Genomic DNA, 19744 nt, shown 5'->3' on the forward strand with positions numbered 1-19744 from the left:
GAAGAAGCAGTGTAATGAATTAACTCCTTAGAAAGGAGGTGATCCATCCGCACCTTCCGGTACGGATACCTTGTTACGACTTCACCCCAATCACTATCCACACCTTAGATGCCTTCCTCCTTGCGGTTAGACCGGCAGCTTCAGGTGCAAACAACTCTCGTGGTGTGACGGGCGGTGTGTACAAGACCCGAGAACGTATTCACCGCAGCATTGCTGATCTGCGATTACTAGCGATTCCAGCTTCATGAAGTCGAGTTGCAGACTTCAATCCGAACTTGGACCGGCTTTAAAGATTCGCTTGGCGTTGCCGCTTTGCAGCTCTCTGTACCGGCCATTGTAGCACGTGTGTAGCCCAGATCATAAGGGGCATGATGACTTGACGTCATCCCCACCTTCCTCCTGCTCTTCGCAGGCAGTCTCGCTAGAGTCCCCAACTTAATGATGGTAACTAACGATAGGGGTTGCGCTCGTTGCGGGACTTAACCCAACATCTCACGACACGAGCTGTCGACAGCCATGCACCACCTGTCTCTACGTTCCCGAAGGCACTGCCTGTTCTCACAGGCATTCGTAGGATGTCAAGATCTGGTAAGGTTCCTCGCGTTGCGTCGAATTAAACCACATGCTCCACCGCTTGTGCGGGTCCCCGTCAATTCCTTTGAGTTTCAGCCTTGCGGCCGTACTCCCCAGGCGGATTACTTATCGCATTTGCTTCGGCACGGACACTCTTCATGCCCACACCCAGTAATCATCGTTTACAGCTAGGACTACCAGGGTATCTAATCCTGTTCGCTCCCCTAGCTTTCGCACTTCAGCGTCAGTTGCCGTCCAGTGAACTATCTTCATCATCGGCATTCCTGCACATATCTACGAATTTCACCTCTACTCGTGCAGTTCCGTCCACCTCTCCAGCACTCTAGCCAAACAGTTTCCAGGGCAGGCTTGCGGTTGAGCCGCAAGTTTTCACCCCAGACTTGTCTGGCCGCCTAGATGCCCTTTATGCCCAATAATTCCGGATAACGCTTGCGACATACGTATTACCGCGGCTGCTGGCACGTATTTAGCCGTCGCTTCTTCTGCAGGTACCGTCACTTTCTTCTTCCCTGCTGAAAGCACTTTACAATCCGAAAACCTTCTTCGTGCACACAGAATTGCTGGATCAGGGTTGCCCCCATTGTCCAATATTCCCCACTGCTGCCTCCCGTAGGAGTAAGGGCCGTATCTCAGTCCCCTTGTGGCCGTTCACCCTCTCAGGCCGGCTACCTATCATCGCCTTGGTGAGCCGTTACCTCACCAACAAGCTAATAGGACGCAAAGCTCTCCTGCAGCATCTCTTTTCATTGCCAGGCACATGCGTGCCGGCAATTGTATCAAGTGTTATCAGTCGTTTCCGTCTGTTATCCCTATCTGCAGGGCAAGTTCTTTACGCGTTACTCACCCGTCCGCCTTGGCTAGGCTGTGCAAGCACAGATTTGCCAAAGACTTGCATGTGTTAAGCATTCTGTCAGCGTTCATCCTGAGCCAGGATCAAACTCTTCATTCAATATATTTTACATATATTTAAATTTCACCTTTATCTTGACGAGAATCTTGTTTTACAACAAGAGCTCTTGACTATTATTTATCTTTTACACATTATTGCTTCTTCTATTCTTATCTCAATTGTCCTGCGACACGATTTCGTATCGACAAGATATATATTATCATAACTGAATTTATTTGTCAACTACTTTTTTTCAAAAAATTTGTGTTTTTGAATATTTTTATTCGTAGTCTATTTTTTATTTCTTAGAAAGTGCTTTAAAATCTAATTTTAATTTGTATTCTGTGAAATATTTTGTACTTTGAAGTTTTACCTTCTTTCCAAGTACTTTTTATTTTTGAATTTTTTGTAAAATCATTTTTATAGCTTCACTTATATCTTTCACTTGTGCTAATTCCTTATCTGTTATCCATTTAGAAACATCACTATTTATGTATCCTAAAGATTCTAAAGCTAACTTTAAATCTTCTTTCATTAGTAGTAATTTTGGATTTGATGTGTTTGATGTTATTAATTTACCTGATGATATATCACTGATTTCTTCTATTGTTTCTGTTAAATCTAGTTTTTTTACTTTATCTTTTAAGTCTAAAATTATTTTTTGGGCTTTTTTTATTCCTAGCCCTGGAACTCTTGTAAAAATCTTTGACTCATTTTCATTTACAATGTCTATAATTTCTCGTGTATTAAATGTCGATAATATTGCAATTCCAAGTTTAGGTCCTACACCGCTTATACTTATTAGTGCCTTGAAAAGTTCTCTTTCATTTTGTGTTTTGAAACCATATAATGAAATATCATCTTCCTTTACATTTGTATAAATGTATAATTTTTCATCATTTCCAATGTTATCTAATTTTTCAAACGTTTTTAAGGATACATATACTTTATACGCCAAACCATTTATATCTAAGGCTACATAATCAATTTTTTTGATTGTTAATTTTCCAGAAATATATTCAAACATTTATTTCCTTTCTTTATAATATGTTATAACTATTTCTATTATTATAATTTAACGAGCTCTACTTTTTTAATATTTTCTTCTAAAAACATAATACCGATTTCTTTAAATTTTTCCTGTCCATCAGTTACATAATAATTTACTTCTTCATTTTTAAGAGCATCGTTTTTTAAAAATTTATTTTTTTGTAAAATACTTTTTAAATCTAAAGCTGTTTCTTTTGCTGGATCTACTATTTTTATATCAGGATAAATTTTACTAATTGCATCTTTTAACAAAGGATAATGAGTACAACCTAATATTAATGTGTCGATTTTTTCTTCAAAATCATCAAGATATGTTTTTATTATTTGGTTTACTAATTTCCCACTTAAAATCCCTTCTTCTACTGCTGGTACAAAAAGTGGACAAGCTTTCTGAAAAACTTTTACTTTTGGATTGAAAAGCTTTATTTCTTCTATGTATTTTTCTGATTTTATTGTCGCTTTTGTTCCTATCACTCCAATTTCGTTACTTTTTGTAGTGTTTATCGCCGTTCTTGCACCTGCTTCAATTACTCCTATAATAGGAATTTTAAATATTTCCTTCAACTCCTTTAAAGCTAGTGCCGTTGCTGTATTGCAGGCTACTACGATTGCACTCACATCTTTTTCTAGCAAAAATTCAACTATTTCTTTTGAATATCGAATAATTAATTCTTTTGTTTTTTCTCCATACGGAACTCTTGCAGTATCTCCAAAATAATATATTTTTTCATTTGGGAGGACTTTTCTAATTTCTTTTAATACTGTTAACCCCCCAATTCCAGAATCAAATACACCAATTGACATTGTACTTCCTTTCTTTGTATATTCAAAATTGTTTATCTATAAAACAATAAAATTGAGCCGTTAAAAAACAGCTCTATTTTTATTTTAGTTTATTTCATAATTAATTCTCCGCTGTAAGTTAATGTTCCATCAGTTGCAACATATGTCCCTACTACTTTTCCTACACTTTTTTTATTAACTCCTGAATTTAAATTTATTGTATAATTTAGATTTGGACGTTGTGTAGCAGTTATTTCAACATCCTTTGTTGGATACAAGTTATATTTACTATCTCCTATTGTTGCTATTGCTACTACATCATTTTTACTTATGATTTTCATTTTCTTAGCTGAATTTTCATTATTGTTATTCTTTTTAAAAATCATATTGAAAAATTGTTCTATTTTATTTCCTTTTGTTTGAGAATGGTTTTCTGTATTGTTATTATTATCGTTTGTTTGATTATTATTGGCATAAGTGTTAGTTGCTACACTTGTTTTTCGTGCATAACCATTTGTATAATAATTATTTATTTCTCTTGCTCCTATGGCGTTTCTATCTTTTGCTCTGTTTGATCCTAAAATAACAGCTATCATTCTATCGTTTCCTCTATTTGCGGTTAGAACAATGTTTGATCCTGCTGCGTTGTGGTATCCTGTTTTTATTCCATCCACTCCTAGTACATTTCCTAAAAGTGCATTTGTTGAAGTTACCTTTGTATTTCCGTTGTCTACATAATCTGTCTTATTTTTTGAGAAGTTCAAGTATTCACTATAATCTTTTAGTGTTATTTGAGCAAGTTTATACAAATCTTTTGCATTTCCTTGATCCATGCATGAACCTGTATAACTAGGTGGCAATCCATGTGGAGAACAATATCTAAGAGAATTTAATCCATAACTTCTAGCTTTTTCATTCATGGAATGTACAAAATTCGAAACATCCCCTCCAACATACTCTGCAAGAGCGTATGCAGCATTATTTGATGATTTTATAATTGTTGCCTTTAACAAATCTCTTACTGTATATTGCTTTCCAGCAGTTAATTTTATTCCATATGGAACTGAAGCAGCTTTTGCTGAAACTGTTACTTTATCATCATATGAAATTTGTCCGTTTTTTATTTTATCCAATGTTAATATTGATGTCATAATTTTTGTTACTGAAGCTAATGGACGAACATCAGAACTATTGTCCTCCTTTATAATATTCCCATTTACATCTCCGATTAACAGCGCTTTATAGTCCTGATAATCTTCACCATCAGCAAAAGAAAATGCTGATATAGCCAAAAATACCATAGAAAATAATAACTTTTTACTTTTTCTCCCAATTTTTACTTTTTTTCCCATTTTACTTTTCTTTCCTCTTTTCATTTCTAAATAATTTTACTAAATCGTATTATAACATTTTCATATTAGTTTTTCATTTGTAAATTTTTGAATAAAACTTGTTTAAACTAATTATACCTTACAAATATTTAACTATAAAAACTAAATATTCCTTGTTTAATAGTGATTCAAAGTGTTTTAATATTATTAAATATATATTCGTTAAATTTCTATATATATTGAATTCAGTTTTAAAATGATGTTATTATATATTTTTTATATTAGTATAAAATTTAAGTTATAATTTAGAAAATTTTATTATTAAATTATACAGATTTAATTCGCATTTTCAGATTATTTTGAACAATATAATATTATTTTTTTATAAAGTAATTTGAAATCATTACAAAAATTAAAAGTATTTTTTCAAAAAATATGTTATAATTACAAAAGATATAAATTCAGAAAAGAGAAAAATTATAAAATAAATAGATTTTAATTGAAAAAGAATTTATGAACAGGAGAAAATATGATTACAACATTGTGTTATCTTGAAAAGGATAATAAATATCTGATGTTACATAGAAATAAAAAGGAAATAGATATAAATAAGGGAAAATGGCTTGGTGTAGGAGGAAAGCTGGAAAATGGGGAAACTCCTGAAGAATGTCTGAGAAGGGAAGTCAGGGAAGAAACAGGCTATGAGCTTAACAGTTTTGAGTACAGGGGACTTGTGATTTTCAACTATAATGCTGATGAGCCTTTATTTATGTACCTTTATACGAGTTCCGATTTTAATGGAGTAGAGAAAGAATGTGATGAAGGGGATTTAAAATGGATTTCAAAAGATGAAATTCTTAATCTTAGGTTATGGGAAGGAGATAAGATTTTCCTGAAACTGCTATTTGAAAACTCTCCATTCTTTTATCTGACTTTAGATTATGAAAATGATGACCTAATAGGGTCAAAATTGGAATTTAAGCAAGAATACAGTTCTTTTGAGGTTTTTGTACCGGAAAAATATGTAGAGAAAATTGTGGAAAATCTGCAGAGATATTCCTTACTGACAGAAGGGTTTTATGCTGATGTCTACTCTACATCTGATACAATTGGGCATTGGAAAACTCTGGAAGGTGGAAGTCCTTTTGATGGAGAAGTGGGAAAATCAAGTGTTGCAGATGAAAAAATAATGAAGTTCAGGGTAAAAAGAGAATTTGAGGAACTGGCATATTATCTGGTAAAAGAGGCTCATCCTTATGAAACTGCAGTTATTAATGTATTCAGGATGGAAGTTTAGAAAATTTAAGGAAGGGGTGCAAGATATTAAAAAAATTTTTATTAAAATATTTTTACTGATATTTTTAATTAGTAATCTGATTTTTTCAGAAAATAAAAAATTAAATGAAAATTATGGAATAGAAGACGGAGAAGTTTATTACATAAATAGAAAAATTGAGGGAGCTGATGCAAAGACTTTTGAAATATTTGAAGATAATGAATATGCAAAAGATAAAAATAATGTTTATTACAGTGAATATGTTCTTAATGAAGCAGATCCTAAAAGTTTTAAATCGTTATCAAAAATTAGTTATGGATTGGGAAAAGATAATCTTTATTTTTTTGAGAACAAAGTAAATAATATAGATATAAAAACTCTTGAAATAATGGCAGATGAATTTTTGATTTATTTAAAGGACAAAAATGGATTATATATTTTATTGCCAACTGGTGGAGGATTTCCTGACGATTTAGATAATAGGATAATATCTCCAAAAATTTTAAAAAATGTTGACAAACAAACTTTTCAACTAATTGGTGGAGGGTATTCAAAAGATAAAAATAGTGTTTATTATATTGGTAAAAAAATAGATGGAGTGAATCCCAAAAACTTTAAAGTTTTAAAAGATTATATTTTTACAGATGGAAAAAATGTGTATCTTTATGGAGAAAAAAAAGAAGAAATAGATTTACAGACATTAAAATTTTTTGATGATAACTCCAGTTATTTTTTTGACAAAAATAATATCTATTTTCAAGGAGATAAACTGGAAAATGCTGATTTTAAAAGTTTTAAAATAATGGAATCAAATTTTTCAAAAGATAAAAATAATGTTTATGCAGGAAATGAAAAAATAGATGGAGCAGATGCAAAAACTTTTGAAGTAATTGATGCTTATGCAGGATTTGCGAGAGACAAAAATTATTTGTATCATTCAAATGAAAGAATAAAAAATTCCGATCCGTATACTTTTGAAAGAGTAAATGAACATTTAGTAAGAGATAAAAATCAATTTTATTCTAATGACGGAACAGTTTTAAATGTGGATGGAAAAAATTTTCAAATAGTAAAAGATTATGAAAAAGATTATTTTATGTATGCAAAAGATAAAAATAAAGCATATTACATAAATTTTATAGATGGAAAAGATGAAATGGTAAAAGAGCTGAAAGGATTAAATCCTAAAAATTTTAAAGTGCTAAATCCTTATTATACAAAAGACGATAAAAAAGTTTATTTTAGTAAAGAATATGCGGATATACAAGAAGTTCAAAATGTAGATGTAAAATCATTTGAAGTATTATATTTTGAAAATATAGAAAATAAAGATGATTTTGGAAAAGATAAAAATAAAGTTTATTTGTTTGGTCTTGAATTAAAAGATGTAAAACCTGAAAAATTTCAAGTTATGAAAGAGCCAATAACAGAAAAAATTATATATGTTCGAGATGAAAATAATTTATTTGTAATTTTTTATGATTATTTTTCAGGATTTAATTTTGTAAAGACTAAAAAAATTGAAAATATAGATTTTAAAACACTCAAGTGGAAATCAGCAAGAGAACTGGAAGATAAAAATGGAAAATATATTGTGAATGGCAGCGTAATTGATGAAGATAAAATAGAAATTAAATTTATAAAGAAATAGAAAAAAGGAGAAAAAATGAGAACAGCAGTATATTGCGTAAGCAAAAACGGATATGAAACTTGTTTAAAAGTAAAAGAAAATGTGTACAATAATTTGCATATTTACGTATCAGGAAGAGTAGCTAACTTGCTAAATCTTGAAAATGAAAATAACGAAAATTTAATTATAATAAATGAAAGAGTGCCAATTTTACTGGAAAAGACATTTAATAAATATGATTTACACATATTTGTTGCGGCGACTGGGGCAGTTGTGAGAATTATTGAAGGAAAATTTAAAAGCAAAGATACTGATCCTGCAGTTATAACGATTGATGATCACGCTAATTTTGTGATTTCATTACTTTCGGGACATCTTGGAGGGGCAAATGAAGAATGTAAAAAGATTGCTAGTGAAATAGGAGCAATTCCAGTAATTACAACGGCATCCGATGTTGGCGGAAAAATAGCAGTTGATACATTATCACAAAAAATCAAAGCCAAATTGAATGATTTGGATGGAGCAAAGAGAGTAACTTCGTTAATTGTAAATGGAGAAAATGTAAGCCTTCATTTACCAAAAAATATTGTAAATCACGATGAAAATAGTGCTGGAGCAATAATTGTATCAAATAGAAAAAATATTGAAATCTCAAAAATTATTCCGCAGAATATTTTTATTGGTATTGGATGTAAAAGAGGAGTTAGCAAGGAACACATTATCGAAAAACTAAAATATGCAATGGATAAACAGAATTTAGAGCTTTCGGCTATAAAAATGGCAGCATCTGCCTGGGTAAAATCTGATGAAATTGGACTTATTGAGGCAATGGAAGAACTTGGAATTCCAATTAAATTTTTTGATAAGGAAGAAATATTAAAAGTAGAAGATTTAGTTGAAGAACGTTCAGAATTTGTAAAAAATCAAATCGGAGTATACGGTGTTTCCGAGCCTTGTGCATTTCTTGCTTCCAGCAGGAAAGGAGCATTTTTAGCAAAAAAAATAAAACTGGATGGTATGACATTGTCGATTTTTGAAGAGGTAATTGAAAATCAAGAAGGGAAATAGGCATGAAAAAAATATTTTTATCATTAACATTATTTTGCATCTTAACCCTAAATTTAGATGCTTTAACAATAAAGGAAAAAATTCAGCAGGATTTGTCAAAAGTTGGGGTGAAGCAGGAAATTATAGATGAAACTGTGAAATTGGATAAAGAAACTGGAGAGGGATTTACAACGAAAAACGAAGATGGGGAAGTATCAACAGAAGATAGGGATAAATGGGAAAAAATTTATTTAAAGGATAAAAGAAATTACGTTGCTTTGGAAAGATTGATAGAATTCTATTTTTTGACTAGAACAGAGAATGATCCTAAAAAAGAGAAGTATATTTCAGAATATTTGAAAACAAATATTTCTGAAGATAGAAAAAATTTCTTTTTGGGAAAGAATTTTTGGATCAGTTCAAAAGAAAAAACTGAAAAAAATAAATATTTTGAAAAAGTTAAAAGTATTAGCAATAATCAGTATTATTTGAAAGTAATAGATTTTTTTGAGTATTTATCAAAGGAATCAAAAAATATAAATCAAGACAATAATTTAAAAACAGTTAAGCCAAAAATAAATGAAATAATGCAAAAAATGCAGGAAATTGATAAAATACTTAATAATAAAGATTTGAGGGAAAAATATAGAATTTCTGATGAAGAGGCATATTCTGATCAACTAATTTTTTTTATAGCTGGCGGTATTTTAAAAGCAGTAGCAGGTGATACAGAAGGAATGGTCAATGATTTTATAAATAAAATTGCGAATAAACAGATTTCTAAGGAAGTGGCAGAATATAATAAAAATAAAGAAATGATGACTGTTATGACAATTCAGATGACAATGGCTTTGAAAGGATTTTTTGGAGAAATGTCAGAAAAAGAAATTACACAACTTGAAAAATTGACAAAAAAACTTGAAGATACTGAAATGTTTAAAAGAATTATGGAAAATTCTGAAAAAGAGGAAACTATTGAAAGCGATATTCATTTAGAAGATAAAAGAAAAAAATTTTAATTACTTTCAGATGATGAACAAATAAAAAAAATTGTTAATTAAAAAATTTGACTATATCGAAACAAGAATATACAAGGAGAAAAAGATTTTTGACTGAACATCTGGATGTAGTGGATTAAATTGTGAACTTATTTTTTTAGTAAAAAATAAAGAATCTTGAAGCATTAGACATATATAATAAAATTGTAAATTAATTTTTTAATTAATTAGATAATAAAATTTAGGAGGAGAGAAAAAATGAACAAAAAAGGAAAAATTTATGTAGTAGGAATTGGGCCAGGAAAAAAGGCAGATATGACTTTTAAGGCTTACGAAGCAATGGAGAAAAGCGATATAATCGTTGGATATAAAACTTATACTGACTTGATTAAGGAATATTTTCCAAATACAGAAATAAAAAGTTCAAGTATGATGAAGGAAGTTGACAGATGTATCGAAGTTCTAGAACTTGCGAAATCTGGTAAAAATGTTGCTTTAATTAGTAGCGGAGATGCTGGAGTATACGGTATGGCTGGAATAATGTATGAAGTTATTGATGAAAAGGATGATGTGGAAATTGAAGTAATCTCAGGAGTTACAGCAACAAATGCTGCAGCCGCAATCGTTGGAGCACCAATTATGCACGATTATGTAACAATTAGCTTAAGTAATCTTTTAACAGACTGGGAATTAATAAAAAAACGTCTGGAACTGGCAGCACAGGGTGATTTTATCATAAGCTTATACAATCCAAAAAGTAAAGGAAGAACAACACAAATTGTTGAAGCACAAGAAATTATGCTAAAACACAAATCAAAAGATACTCCTGTTGCAATTGTAAGAAATGCTGGACGGGAAACTGAAGAGTATGAAATTACAACGCTTGAGAAAATGCTTGATTCTGAAATAAATATGCTTACAATTGTATTAATTGGAAATTCAAATACTTTTGTGAAAAAAGGGAAAATGATTACACCTAGAGGGTATGAGAAAAAATATGAATATTAATACTTTTTAGAAAGTTAGTAACAAAATTTGATAATATTTATAAAACAAAAAAATTGGACTACCATATATTAAGTTAGTCCATTTTTATTTTCTATTCTATTTTCCTTTATTTTTTTTTAACCATTCAAATACCCTTTTTAGTGATAAGACAGGTTTATTTCTTACAATTTTTTCATTTCCTAAAAAATCACGCATTGTCTTTAATGTTTTTCCAGCATTTTTTACAACGAAATTATATGAGCCAGCACTTTTAGTATCTATGAAAAAACCACGAATATATTTGTCTTTAAAAAAAATCTGTGCCCTTACTCTTATAATTTCTTCCCAAGGAATCTGAATATAGTCTTCAGGATTACGGTTATTATAAAATTCAAAAGCTTTATCGCCTACGAGTATGTTTCCATTTTTATTTCCGATCATTCCTGATAAAGAATTTGCCTTTGTTGTGAATAAGACTTTTGTATTCATTGAAATAGCCACTTTTATTCCTCATTTCTATAACTTATTTATTATTAAAACTTCTGCAATCAAACAATAACTATAAATAAACAATCTGTTTTAAAAAAATTTTAAGTGTAAAATTAGAAAAAAGTTGGCTTTTTAGTTCCAACTTATTTCTTCTAAATAGATTTTCTATTTATTTAAAATTGAATTTTTAGTAGTCATTCCTTATTTTTAGAATATTCCAACTAAGTGTCCTAAAATTCCCACTGCAAATAATCCAAATATAATTACAATTGGACTTACTTTTCTCTTAAGCAGCCACATACATAGGAAAGTCAATAGTAAAGCTGCTAATCCTGGTACTAATTGATTTAAGTTATCTTGTAAAGTTGTTACTTTTTCAGGAGAAAGTGATAGTCCACCTGCTATATCTCCAAGAATTTTTTGTAACTGAGTACCATCTACAGAGCCTTTTGGAAATTCTACGTAAGCTCCTTTTGCTAAAGGAACTTTTGATACAACCATTGGGAAATTAATTGTTGTCCAACGTTGAACCAGTATTCCCATAACAAACATTCCTAAAATAGATGCTCCTTTAGTAATTGTTTGTAATAAACCACCTGACAAGTCTTTTGTAATTTCAGCACCTTTTTGGTAACCAAATTCTTGAGTATACCATAAGAAAGCCACACGAATTACATTCCATACAATGAAGAAAAATAAAGGAGCTATAAGTGATCCACCTGCCGCCAATGAAGCAGCAATTGCTCCTAAAATAGGACGTACTGTAAACCAGAATACAGGATCTCCAATTCCTGCAAGTGGTCCCATCATTCCAACTTTCACCCCTTGGATAGCCGCATCATCAACTGGAGCCCCATTAGCTCTCTCTTCTTCCAGAGCTAGAGTTACTCCTAAAATAGGTGCAGCAATATATGGGTGAGTGTTAAAAAACTCCAAATGTCTTTTTAACGCTGCTGAAGCATCATCTTTATTTGGATATAGTTTTTTTAATGCAGGAATTATAGCGTAAGCCCATCCTCCATTTTGCATACGTTCATAGTTCCAAGAACCTTGAAGAAATTGTGAACGTAACATTATATTAAAACGATCTGATTTTTCTAATTTTACTTTCTTATTTTCTGCCATTTCGTATTCCTCCTTTAATTAATAGTCATTTAAAATGTCACCTAGTGGATCTCCAGAAGAAGATGCTCCTCCGTCTCCTCCACCGTTACCTTTGTTGTTTGTAACATTTAAGTAGATAATAGCCGCAGCTACACCAATAATTCCTGTAGCAATTAATGTAAGCTCTTTTACTGGTGCTAATGCAAAACCTAGGAAGAAGAATGGCCATACTTCTTTATTTGCCATTAAGTTAATAACCATTGCGTACCCTACTGCTACAACAAATCCACCACCAATAGCCATTCCTTCAGTAAACCATTGTGGCAATGAACTCAATGCTCCTTGAATAACATCTGAAGGAACAAATAACAATAACAAAGCAGGAATAGCAATACGTAAACCTTGACATACAAGTGCTATCATATGCCATAATTCAACACCTTTAAAGTTACCTTTTTCTGCTTCTCTATCAGCTTGGTGAACAATAACTACTGATAAAGTACGAACAACCATAGTTAAAACCAGTCCCGCAGTTGCAAGAGCGACAGCTGTTCCAATTACGGTACCTTGATCTTTAAAATTATTTTTTGCAAAAATTATAGCTGAAGCTACAGAAGCAAGAGCTGCATCAGGTGCAACAGCTGCTCCTACATTTGCCCAACCTAAAGCCATTAATTGTAAAACTCCACCTAGCATAACACATTCTTTTATGTGTCCTGTCGCAACTCCAATTAACGAACATGCAATAATTGGCTGATGGAACTGGAACTGGTCAAGGATACCTTCCATTCCTGCTAGAAATGCGACGATTAATATTAAAATAATTGATAAAATATTAAAATCCATAATAACCTCCTAAAATTAAAGTTTTAATCCTTCATTTTGTTTTTCTGAAATTAGTTTAAATAAATCTGCTTTCTTGTCAGCAGCAACTTTTCTTACATCAAATTGAACACCTAAATCTCTAAGCTTCTTATAAGTATCAACATCATTCTGATCCATTGAAAGTACATTGTTTACCATAACTTTTCCAACACTATGTGCCATTGATCCTACATTTAACTCTTTAATATCTACACCTTTTTCGATTACATACAGTGCATCCTGAGGATTTTCAAATAGCAATAATGCTTTTGTATTTCCAAATCTTGGATCTTTTGAAACTTCCACTAATTTGTCAAGTGGAATAACGTGTGCACGTACACCTGGAGGTGCCGCCTGTTCAATTAATTTTTTACGTAATTCATCTTTTGAAACTGTGTCTGAAACAACAATTATTCTATTTGGATTTGTTGCTTTTGTCCAGCTTGTTGCAACTTGTCCATGTAACAGACGTGTATCAATACGAGCTAGAACAAATTTTATTTTTCCATCTCCGATAACTGTTCCTTCTGGAATTGCTCCTTTTGGTGTGTCATCTTGAGTTGCTGCTTTTGCTACTGCTTCTTTAGGCTGTAATTCTTCAGGACGAACCTTAACTTGATCTTTTCCTTCTGGAACAATAGCTTTTGCTACTTCATGAGCTGTATCTAAATCTTCCCTTTCTGATAAAGCTGCTAATAGCATTGGCAAATTAAGTCCTGCTACAATTGCTCTTTTTTCAGGTGCTTCTTCAAAGAAACGATTTGATTGGTTGAAAGGGCTTCCTCCCCATAAGTCAACTAAAAACAGAACTTCTTCAGTTCCTAGTTTGGCAATGGCATCTTGAATTTTTTTATATAAGTCTTCTGGTCCTTCACTTGGCATAAATACAACTGATTCTAGCAATTCCGCCTCACCTAGAATCATTGAAGCTGACTGCTTTATACCAGCTGCAAATTCACCATGACTTGCAACGATAATTCCTACCATTTTGAACCTCCTTTTAGATAAAATATATTTTTTATGTTTTCACTTTATGAAATTTTAATGTTCCTAATTATTTCTAGTAATTGTTTTACTAAAATTAAAAGTGAATAACCTCATAATATGAGTGTACCACATTTTTTTAAATTTGCAAGCATTTTATAAGAAATTTATATAATAAAATTAATGGATATTGATTTTTAGTAGTTTTTTTATAATTTATAATATCGAAATCAATATAACTTAATGTCAAAAACATTTTTACTATAAAAAATAACAATTTAAAAAACTTACCTATTTATTCTCCTTATTAAGTATTCAATTAAATATAACTTAGCTATATAAAATATAGTAAAACTTCCATACTTTTTTTATTTATTATAATTTATTTTTTTATTAGAAAAATACTTGCATTATTTTTTAAAAAATTATAAAATGATTTGATAACGAAAATATCCGATTATCATAGTATTTATTACACTTTTGAAATAATTTTAAAGTGAATCCTTAAAAGTTTATCAAAAAACTTATTTTAAAATTATTTTAAATAAAAAAATTTCAGAAATCAAAAAATAATAATGAGAGGAGATGGACTAAAATGACTCTAGTGGAAGGAAAGATTGGAGAGAAATTTTTGCTAAAAGATATTGATGAGAGGACATTGGATACACGATTATTAAGTTTGGGAGTTTGTAGAGGCGACGCATGTACAATAGAAAATATTGCAAATGGAAATATCTTAATAAAGACAGTAGAAACAAAAATCGTAATCAGTACAAATTTAGCAAATCATATTCAAATTGAGGTGGTAAAATGATAAATGTAGCATTTGTCGGAAATCCTAACGTAAGAAAAACCGCTTTAATTAATCAAATCTCACATGCAAGTTTAAAAATAGGAAACTGGCCAGGGGTAACAATAGAAAAAAAGGAAGTTTTTTTTAAGATAGGCAATGAAGATATAAAACTTATCGATTTGCCAGGAATTTACAATTTATCAATAAATACTCCTGAAGAGCGTGTTTCAAGAGATTTTTTACTAAATGAAAAAGTTGATGTAATAATCAATGTTATGGATTCCACATCGCTTGAGAAAAATATTTATTTAACAGCTCTATTAAAGTAACTCGGCATTCCAATCGTTATAGCACTTAACTTTGAGGATGAATTTAAAAGGATTGGTTATAAGCTGGATATAGAGAGATTTCAAAAGCAGCTTGGCATCCCAGTCGTCTTTACAAGTGGAAAATCTGGAAACGGCGTAGATAAGCTTATGGAAAAAGTAGTTGAAATTTCAAAACAAACTTCATCAGAACATAAACAGAACAGACTTTTGTTTGACAAAGAAATTGAGAGTAATATTGAAACTTTGAAAAATAAACTAAAAAATGAGAGATCCTATGAAAAAATGCTAGAAAAATACTCTGCTGACTGGCTTGTTATCAAAATTTTAGAAAATGATACAAATGTAATGGCAAGAGTAAAAAATGAATTTGGAATCAACTTATTAGATGTTGGAAGTCTTGAGAAGAAAAATCTTGAGGAACATTATGGAATTGAGCCTGAAGATGTATTGGCAAGGGCAAAATACGGAATTGTGCGTGGAATTATCTCAGCAAATTTGACAAGAGGTACTGGAAATAAATTTGCCTTGACAGATAAAATTGATAAAATACTTCTAAATAAATTTTTAGGTGGAATCGCATTTCTTGCTATAATTTATGCAGTGTTTGTTATTGTATTTGATGGAAGTTCTCCCTTTATTGACTGGATTGACGGGTTTTTTAGTGATTTTGTAATAAAATATGTAGGGCATGCTATTGAAGGAGTACCTGACTGGCTAAGCAGCTTTGTGCTAGAAGGGATTCTTGCTGGAGTAGGTTCAGTCTTGACATTTGTTCCACTTATGTTCTTTATATATTTTTTCATGGCAATTCTTGAAGAAAGTGGGTATATGGCACGTGTAGCGTTTATTCTGAATAAAATTATGACAAAAGTTGGACTTTCTGGAAAAGCATTTATCCCAATGTTAATCGGATTTGGATGTACAGTTCCAGCAATTTATTCCACAAGAACGTTAGAAGATGAGAAAACAAGAAGGCTGACAGGAGTTATTGCCACTTTTATGTCTTGTGGTGCAAGACTTCCAGTTTATTCTCTTCTTGCGGCAGCTTTTTTCAGCAAACAGGCAGCCCTAGTTGTAGTTTCAATTTATCTTTTTGGAGTATTTATGGCTCTTTTTGTAGCATTTATACTAAAAAGATTCAATTACTTCAAAGGAAATAACACAGAACTTCTAATAGAACTGCCTCCATATAGATTACCAAGTGCAAAAGTTGTATGGAACAATATGAAATCAAAAACTTTTGCCTATGTAAAAAAAGCAACCACAGTAATTTTAGGAATACTTCTAGTTATCTGGTTTTTCCAATATTTTCCAAATAAAGGAGATGCCGAAAATTCTTACTTAGGACAAGCGGCAAAAGTTGTACAGCCTGTTTTCAAGCCAACTGGCTTTGGTGACAGATGGGAACCTGTAGCTTCCATTGTACCAAGTATTATAGCAAAGGAGACTGTTGTGGGATTTTTAGGGCAAATTTTGTTGTCAGAGAAAGAAGACGAGCAACAGGAATATAATTTTGCAAATGATTTAAAAGAGCAAGGAATTGGTCTAGGAAATGCTGTACTTGATTCTATAAAATCTTTGGGACACATTGCGACTTTCAAAATTTCAACATTGGAAATGAAAAGTCAAGAAGATCTTGATGAAGATGCTGGAGGAAATATCGTTCCAGCAATTAGAAATCTATGGAATGACAAATATGGTTCAATAAGAGCTTATTCATTTATGTTGTATGTTCTTCTTGTAGTGCCATGTGCTGTAGCAATGGGAGCATTAAAACAGGAGTTTGGATGGAAATTATTAGTATTTCAAGTATCAATGCTATTAATTTTACCTTATGCTGTATCAGTACTGTTTTTTAATGTCGCACGATTATTTGTATAATTTCAGAATCATTGAATTATTATAATTCAAATATATTTTTAGATTAAAATATAATTTTAAAATGATATTTATAAATAAAATTTATTATTAATCATGCAATCTTGAAAGGATGTCAAAACATGGTAAAAACAATCATTGTTACTGTAATTGAAGCTATAATTGTGCTTGCAGTCTTTAGAAAAATATATAAAGATTATAAGAAAAATAAAAATTTTTGTGGAACAGATTGTTGTAGCTGTTCAGGCACTTCAACCTGCAATTCACATAGAGAAACGGAAGATTATAATGAATAATACAACTCAAGCATCACTATCTCACAAAGATAAAACAAAGCTTTAAAAAACTTTATTATAAGAGTTGTCCTGTATAATCATATCTGACCAATAGAAAAAGTGAAAACTTTTTTCTTCAAAACTCCTTTTTAAATATGCTATCACAAGGGTAGCATATTTTTTTATATTATTATATTTTATGAAATCAAATAATGGAGTATTTTAAGAATAATTATCTATGTAATCTACGTTTAAACTCTTCTTTATAAGACTTATAGGCATATCTTAACATTATACTCAAAATAAATAATGGAATAGATGAAAATATGCTCCATGTCATCTTTTTACTTATAATCAGTTCCAAAATCAAAAGAAATATTCCAACAAAAAAAATGAAAAAATTTAGTATCTTTAATCTGTCACTCTTATGCTTATCCCAGACATATGAAAAAACAAGACTAATAAGATAAAGAGCGATAACAATAGGAATTCCACGCTTTATACTCCAAGTCAACTTTTTATCTCCAAAATCAAGCAATAAAAAATAACTCGTAAAGCCACTTAGCAATAAAAATAGATTTGTTCTCATTCTATACGAATCTAAAAAAACAAATAAACCTAAATCAAATATTAAAATAGATGGAATTGCATAATAACCCCATTCCAATTTTCCATACATTATCAAATTTTGAAAAAGAACTTCCAGAATCGAAATGATTGATATTGTAAAAAATGATAAAAATACAGCCTTTTTAACTTTCTTCATTTTCATTTCATACAAATTTATATTAATTGTCGGATATTCCTTCACAAATTCCTTATCTTCCAGACCCTCTAATTCAGGAACAGGCGTTTCACACAGCGGACATCTTTGTGCTCCGTCTTCCAGTTCCACTCCACATTTTATACAATACATACTTATCCTCTTTTTTCTATAATAATTCTACTTTAAAACTGAACTCAAAAATTGTGCTATTTTTTTCAAAATGTAATTTTCATCCATATTAATTTTGAAAAAATTCAATTAAACATTTAAAAATAATTCGTAATAATCTTGGATTTTATTCCTCTCTTTCTTAAATAAACAAAAAAATCTCTCTCAATATCATAATTTGCAGTCAAATTTCCAAAATTTACATAAACCTTTTTACAATCACTTACAACTCCCATCTTGATTTTGCACCTTTTACTTGGTGGTGGTAAAAATCGGAGTCCTTTTAGATATTTTTCATACTTTTTATTAACTTTAAAAATTCCTAAATTTGAAAATCCTGTTGTATAGCCCCGTTCTCCGTAATAATCAAATATAAAAGGGAAAAACATACGTTTTATCAAATATGGAACAGACTTTATTATTATATTTTGCATTGGATTCATTGCCTTGTATATACTTTTGTAAAATTCTTTTTTTGTAATTTTTAGGGCAAAATAATTATCCAGATAGGTTATGATTTCAGAGAGAGAATACGCACCAAGACTTGCATCCACGCTAGGAGTTATGTTTATAAAAAAATTTCTGTATGTAGTTTCTTCAAAAATTTTTCGTAAATCAACCGGCACTCCAATAACAATCGGATTTTTTGCTTGAGAATACCTATCCAGCAAAATTTTGAAATATACTGAAAGAAGATACTTCCCAATAGTAGTCCCATATTTTTTACTTTCTTCCTTCAGGCTTTCCACATCAATTTCTCCAGTTGTAATATGGTACTGCCCTTTTTCCAGTATTTTCATTGGCAAGTGAAATGCTGACTTTATCGTAGTTTCCTTGCTCACTTTCCTCATATATTTTTCATAAAGGTCGACATACTCGTTTTTTTGAGAATTTTTTAACACACTATCATTTCCCAGCAATTCTCTTGTTTTTTCAAAAAAGTTTTTTTCAGATTTTTTATTTTCAAAATCTTTTTCATTTTTATTTATCTTTTTCCCAAAATTAATTATTTTATTTATTTTTTCAATTTCTATTTCCTTCTTTTTTTCAGTCTTGTAAATTAAATTATTCTTTTTATCTTTTTCAAAATTTTCCAAAAAATACCTTTTCTCCAAATATTCTTCAATCAAATCCTGAAAAAATAATGCCGCACCTTTTCCATCAGTCAAAAAATGTGCTATTTCTATCGACAATTTATTATTAAAATAAATGATCCTAAGCGGATTATCCTTCTGTATATCCGTACAAGGATAAGTTTTCTCCTCTTCAATCATAAAATGAGCCTTTTTCTGCTGCAAGTAATTCCAGAAAATCCCCTTTTTCAGTTCCGAATTATAAAATGGATATTTCTTCTCAAGCGAAATCGCAACTTTTTGCAATATTTCCAAGTCAATATTTTCAGAAAACAATGCTGAAAGCCGAAAACAGGTTGTTCTTCCCTCACTAATTATTGAAGAATATGTTTTTGCAAAAGCGTCCAACTCATACCATATTTTTTCATTTTTCACT

General features: G+C 30.6%; 16 protein-coding genes, 1 rRNA gene and 1 pseudogene. 8 read left to right on the forward strand and 10 right to left on the reverse strand.

What is annotated here, in order from left to right:
- Positions 1-31: 31 nt before the first annotated feature.
- The 4 genes from BQ5344_RS00340 to BQ5344_RS00355 all read right to left on the reverse strand — a co-directional run bounded on the left by BQ5344_RS00340 (position 32) and on the right by BQ5344_RS00355 (position 4668).
- Positions 32-1543: ribosomal RNA gene (locus tag BQ5344_RS00340) — 16S ribosomal RNA — on the reverse strand.
- Positions 1544-1874: 331 nt separating this feature from the next.
- Positions 1875-2510 (reverse strand): Holliday junction branch migration protein RuvA, encoded by a 636-nt coding sequence (gene ruvA / locus BQ5344_RS00345; RefSeq protein ID WP_021769274.1) that lies wholly within the window; start codon positions 2508-2510, stop codon positions 1875-1877.
- 41 nt (positions 2511-2551) lie between these two features.
- Complete coding sequence (murI, locus tag BQ5344_RS00350; RefSeq protein WP_021769273.1) at positions 2552-3337, reverse strand: glutamate racemase; 786 nt, start codon at positions 3335-3337, stop codon at positions 2552-2554.
- Between the two features lie 89 nt (positions 3338-3426).
- Entirely contained in the window at positions 3427-4668 is a 1242-nt protein-coding gene (locus BQ5344_RS00355) for a D-alanyl-D-alanine carboxypeptidase family protein (protein WP_071123717.1), read from the reverse strand.
- Positions 4669-5176: 508 nt separating this feature from the next.
- Here BQ5344_RS00355 and BQ5344_RS00360 point away from each other — a divergent pair.
- The 5 genes from BQ5344_RS00360 to cobJ all read left to right on the forward strand — a co-directional run bounded on the left by BQ5344_RS00360 (position 5177) and on the right by cobJ (position 10606).
- Positions 5177-5944, forward strand: a complete 768-nt coding sequence (locus BQ5344_RS00360) for an NUDIX hydrolase (protein ID WP_071123718.1) — start codon at positions 5177-5179, stop codon at positions 5942-5944.
- Positions 5904-7574, forward strand: coding sequence for a DKNYY domain-containing protein (locus BQ5344_RS00365; protein WP_071123719.1), 1671 nt, complete (start codon positions 5904-5906; stop codon positions 7572-7574). Before BQ5344_RS00360 ends, BQ5344_RS00365 begins: the two co-directional genes overlap by 41 nt.
- 15 nt (positions 7575-7589) lie before the next feature.
- Positions 7590-8621 (forward strand): cobalt-precorrin 5A hydrolase, encoded by a 1032-nt coding sequence (gene cbiG, locus BQ5344_RS00370; RefSeq protein ID WP_071123720.1) that lies wholly within the window; start codon positions 7590-7592, stop codon positions 8619-8621.
- Between the two features lie 2 nt (positions 8622-8623).
- Positions 8624-9619, forward strand: a complete 996-nt coding sequence (locus tag BQ5344_RS00375) for a hypothetical protein (protein WP_071123721.1) — start codon at positions 8624-8626, stop codon at positions 9617-9619.
- Between the two features lie 237 nt (positions 9620-9856).
- The gene (gene cobJ, locus BQ5344_RS00380; protein WP_021770084.1) at positions 9857-10606 is read left to right on the forward strand and encodes a precorrin-3B C(17)-methyltransferase; all 750 of its coding nucleotides are present in this window, start codon (positions 9857-9859) and stop codon (positions 10604-10606) included.
- Between the two features lie 96 nt (positions 10607-10702).
- On the opposite strand, the gene BQ5344_RS00385 is transcribed toward cobJ, so the two are convergent.
- From BQ5344_RS00385 to BQ5344_RS00400, 4 genes are all read right to left on the reverse strand, one after another.
- Positions 10703-11086, reverse strand: coding sequence for a DUF956 family protein (locus tag BQ5344_RS00385; RefSeq protein ID WP_071123722.1), 384 nt, complete (start codon positions 11084-11086; stop codon positions 10703-10705).
- 195 nt (positions 11087-11281) lie between these two features.
- Positions 11282-12199 (reverse strand): PTS system mannose/fructose/sorbose family transporter subunit IID, encoded by a 918-nt coding sequence (locus BQ5344_RS00390; protein WP_021770086.1) that lies wholly within the window; start codon positions 12197-12199, stop codon positions 11282-11284.
- 18 nt (positions 12200-12217) lie between these two features.
- Entirely contained in the window at positions 12218-13024 is an 807-nt protein-coding gene (locus BQ5344_RS00395; protein WP_071123723.1) for a PTS mannose/fructose/sorbose transporter subunit IIC, read from the reverse strand.
- A gap of 15 nt (positions 13025-13039) precedes the next feature.
- A complete protein-coding gene (locus tag BQ5344_RS00400; protein ID WP_071123724.1) occupies positions 13040-14029 on the reverse strand; it encodes a mannose/fructose/sorbose PTS transporter subunit IIA in 990 nt (329 codons plus the stop codon).
- Between the two features lie 592 nt (positions 14030-14621).
- Between BQ5344_RS00400 and BQ5344_RS00405 the strand changes: the two genes are divergently transcribed.
- The 3 genes and pseudogenes from BQ5344_RS00405 (at position 14622) to BQ5344_RS11945 (ending at position 17322) form a co-directional block, all read left to right on the forward strand.
- Complete coding sequence (locus tag BQ5344_RS00405; RefSeq protein ID WP_006805216.1) at positions 14622-14840, forward strand: FeoA family protein; 219 nt, start codon at positions 14622-14624, stop codon at positions 14838-14840.
- A pseudogene (feoB, locus tag BQ5344_RS00410) lies at positions 14837-17029 on the forward strand (ferrous iron transport protein B). The gene BQ5344_RS00405 and the pseudogene feoB overlap by 4 nt, the downstream one beginning before the upstream one ends.
- 119 nt (positions 17030-17148) lie before the next feature.
- Positions 17149-17322 carry a FeoB-associated Cys-rich membrane protein gene (locus BQ5344_RS11945; protein WP_083378162.1) on the forward strand — a complete coding sequence of 58 codons (174 nt, stop codon included), beginning with the start codon at positions 17149-17151 and terminating at the stop codon, positions 17320-17322.
- Positions 17323-17533: 211 nt separating this feature from the next.
- On the opposite strand, the gene BQ5344_RS00415 is transcribed toward BQ5344_RS11945, so the two are convergent.
- Together BQ5344_RS00415 and BQ5344_RS00420 are read right to left on the reverse strand one after the other, a co-directional pair.
- A complete protein-coding gene (locus BQ5344_RS00415; RefSeq protein WP_071123725.1) occupies positions 17534-18217 on the reverse strand; it encodes a DUF6320 domain-containing protein in 684 nt (227 codons plus the stop codon).
- A 116-nt stretch (positions 18218-18333) separates the two neighbouring features.
- Positions 18334-19743, reverse strand: coding sequence for an alcohol acetyltransferase (locus tag BQ5344_RS00420; RefSeq protein WP_071123726.1), 1410 nt, complete (start codon positions 19741-19743; stop codon positions 18334-18336).
- Position 19744 lies beyond the last annotated feature (1 nt).

The organism is Leptotrichia massiliensis (assembly GCF_900104625.1).
Taxonomy (GTDB): Bacteria; Fusobacteriota; Fusobacteriia; order Fusobacteriales; family Leptotrichiaceae; genus Leptotrichia; species Leptotrichia massiliensis.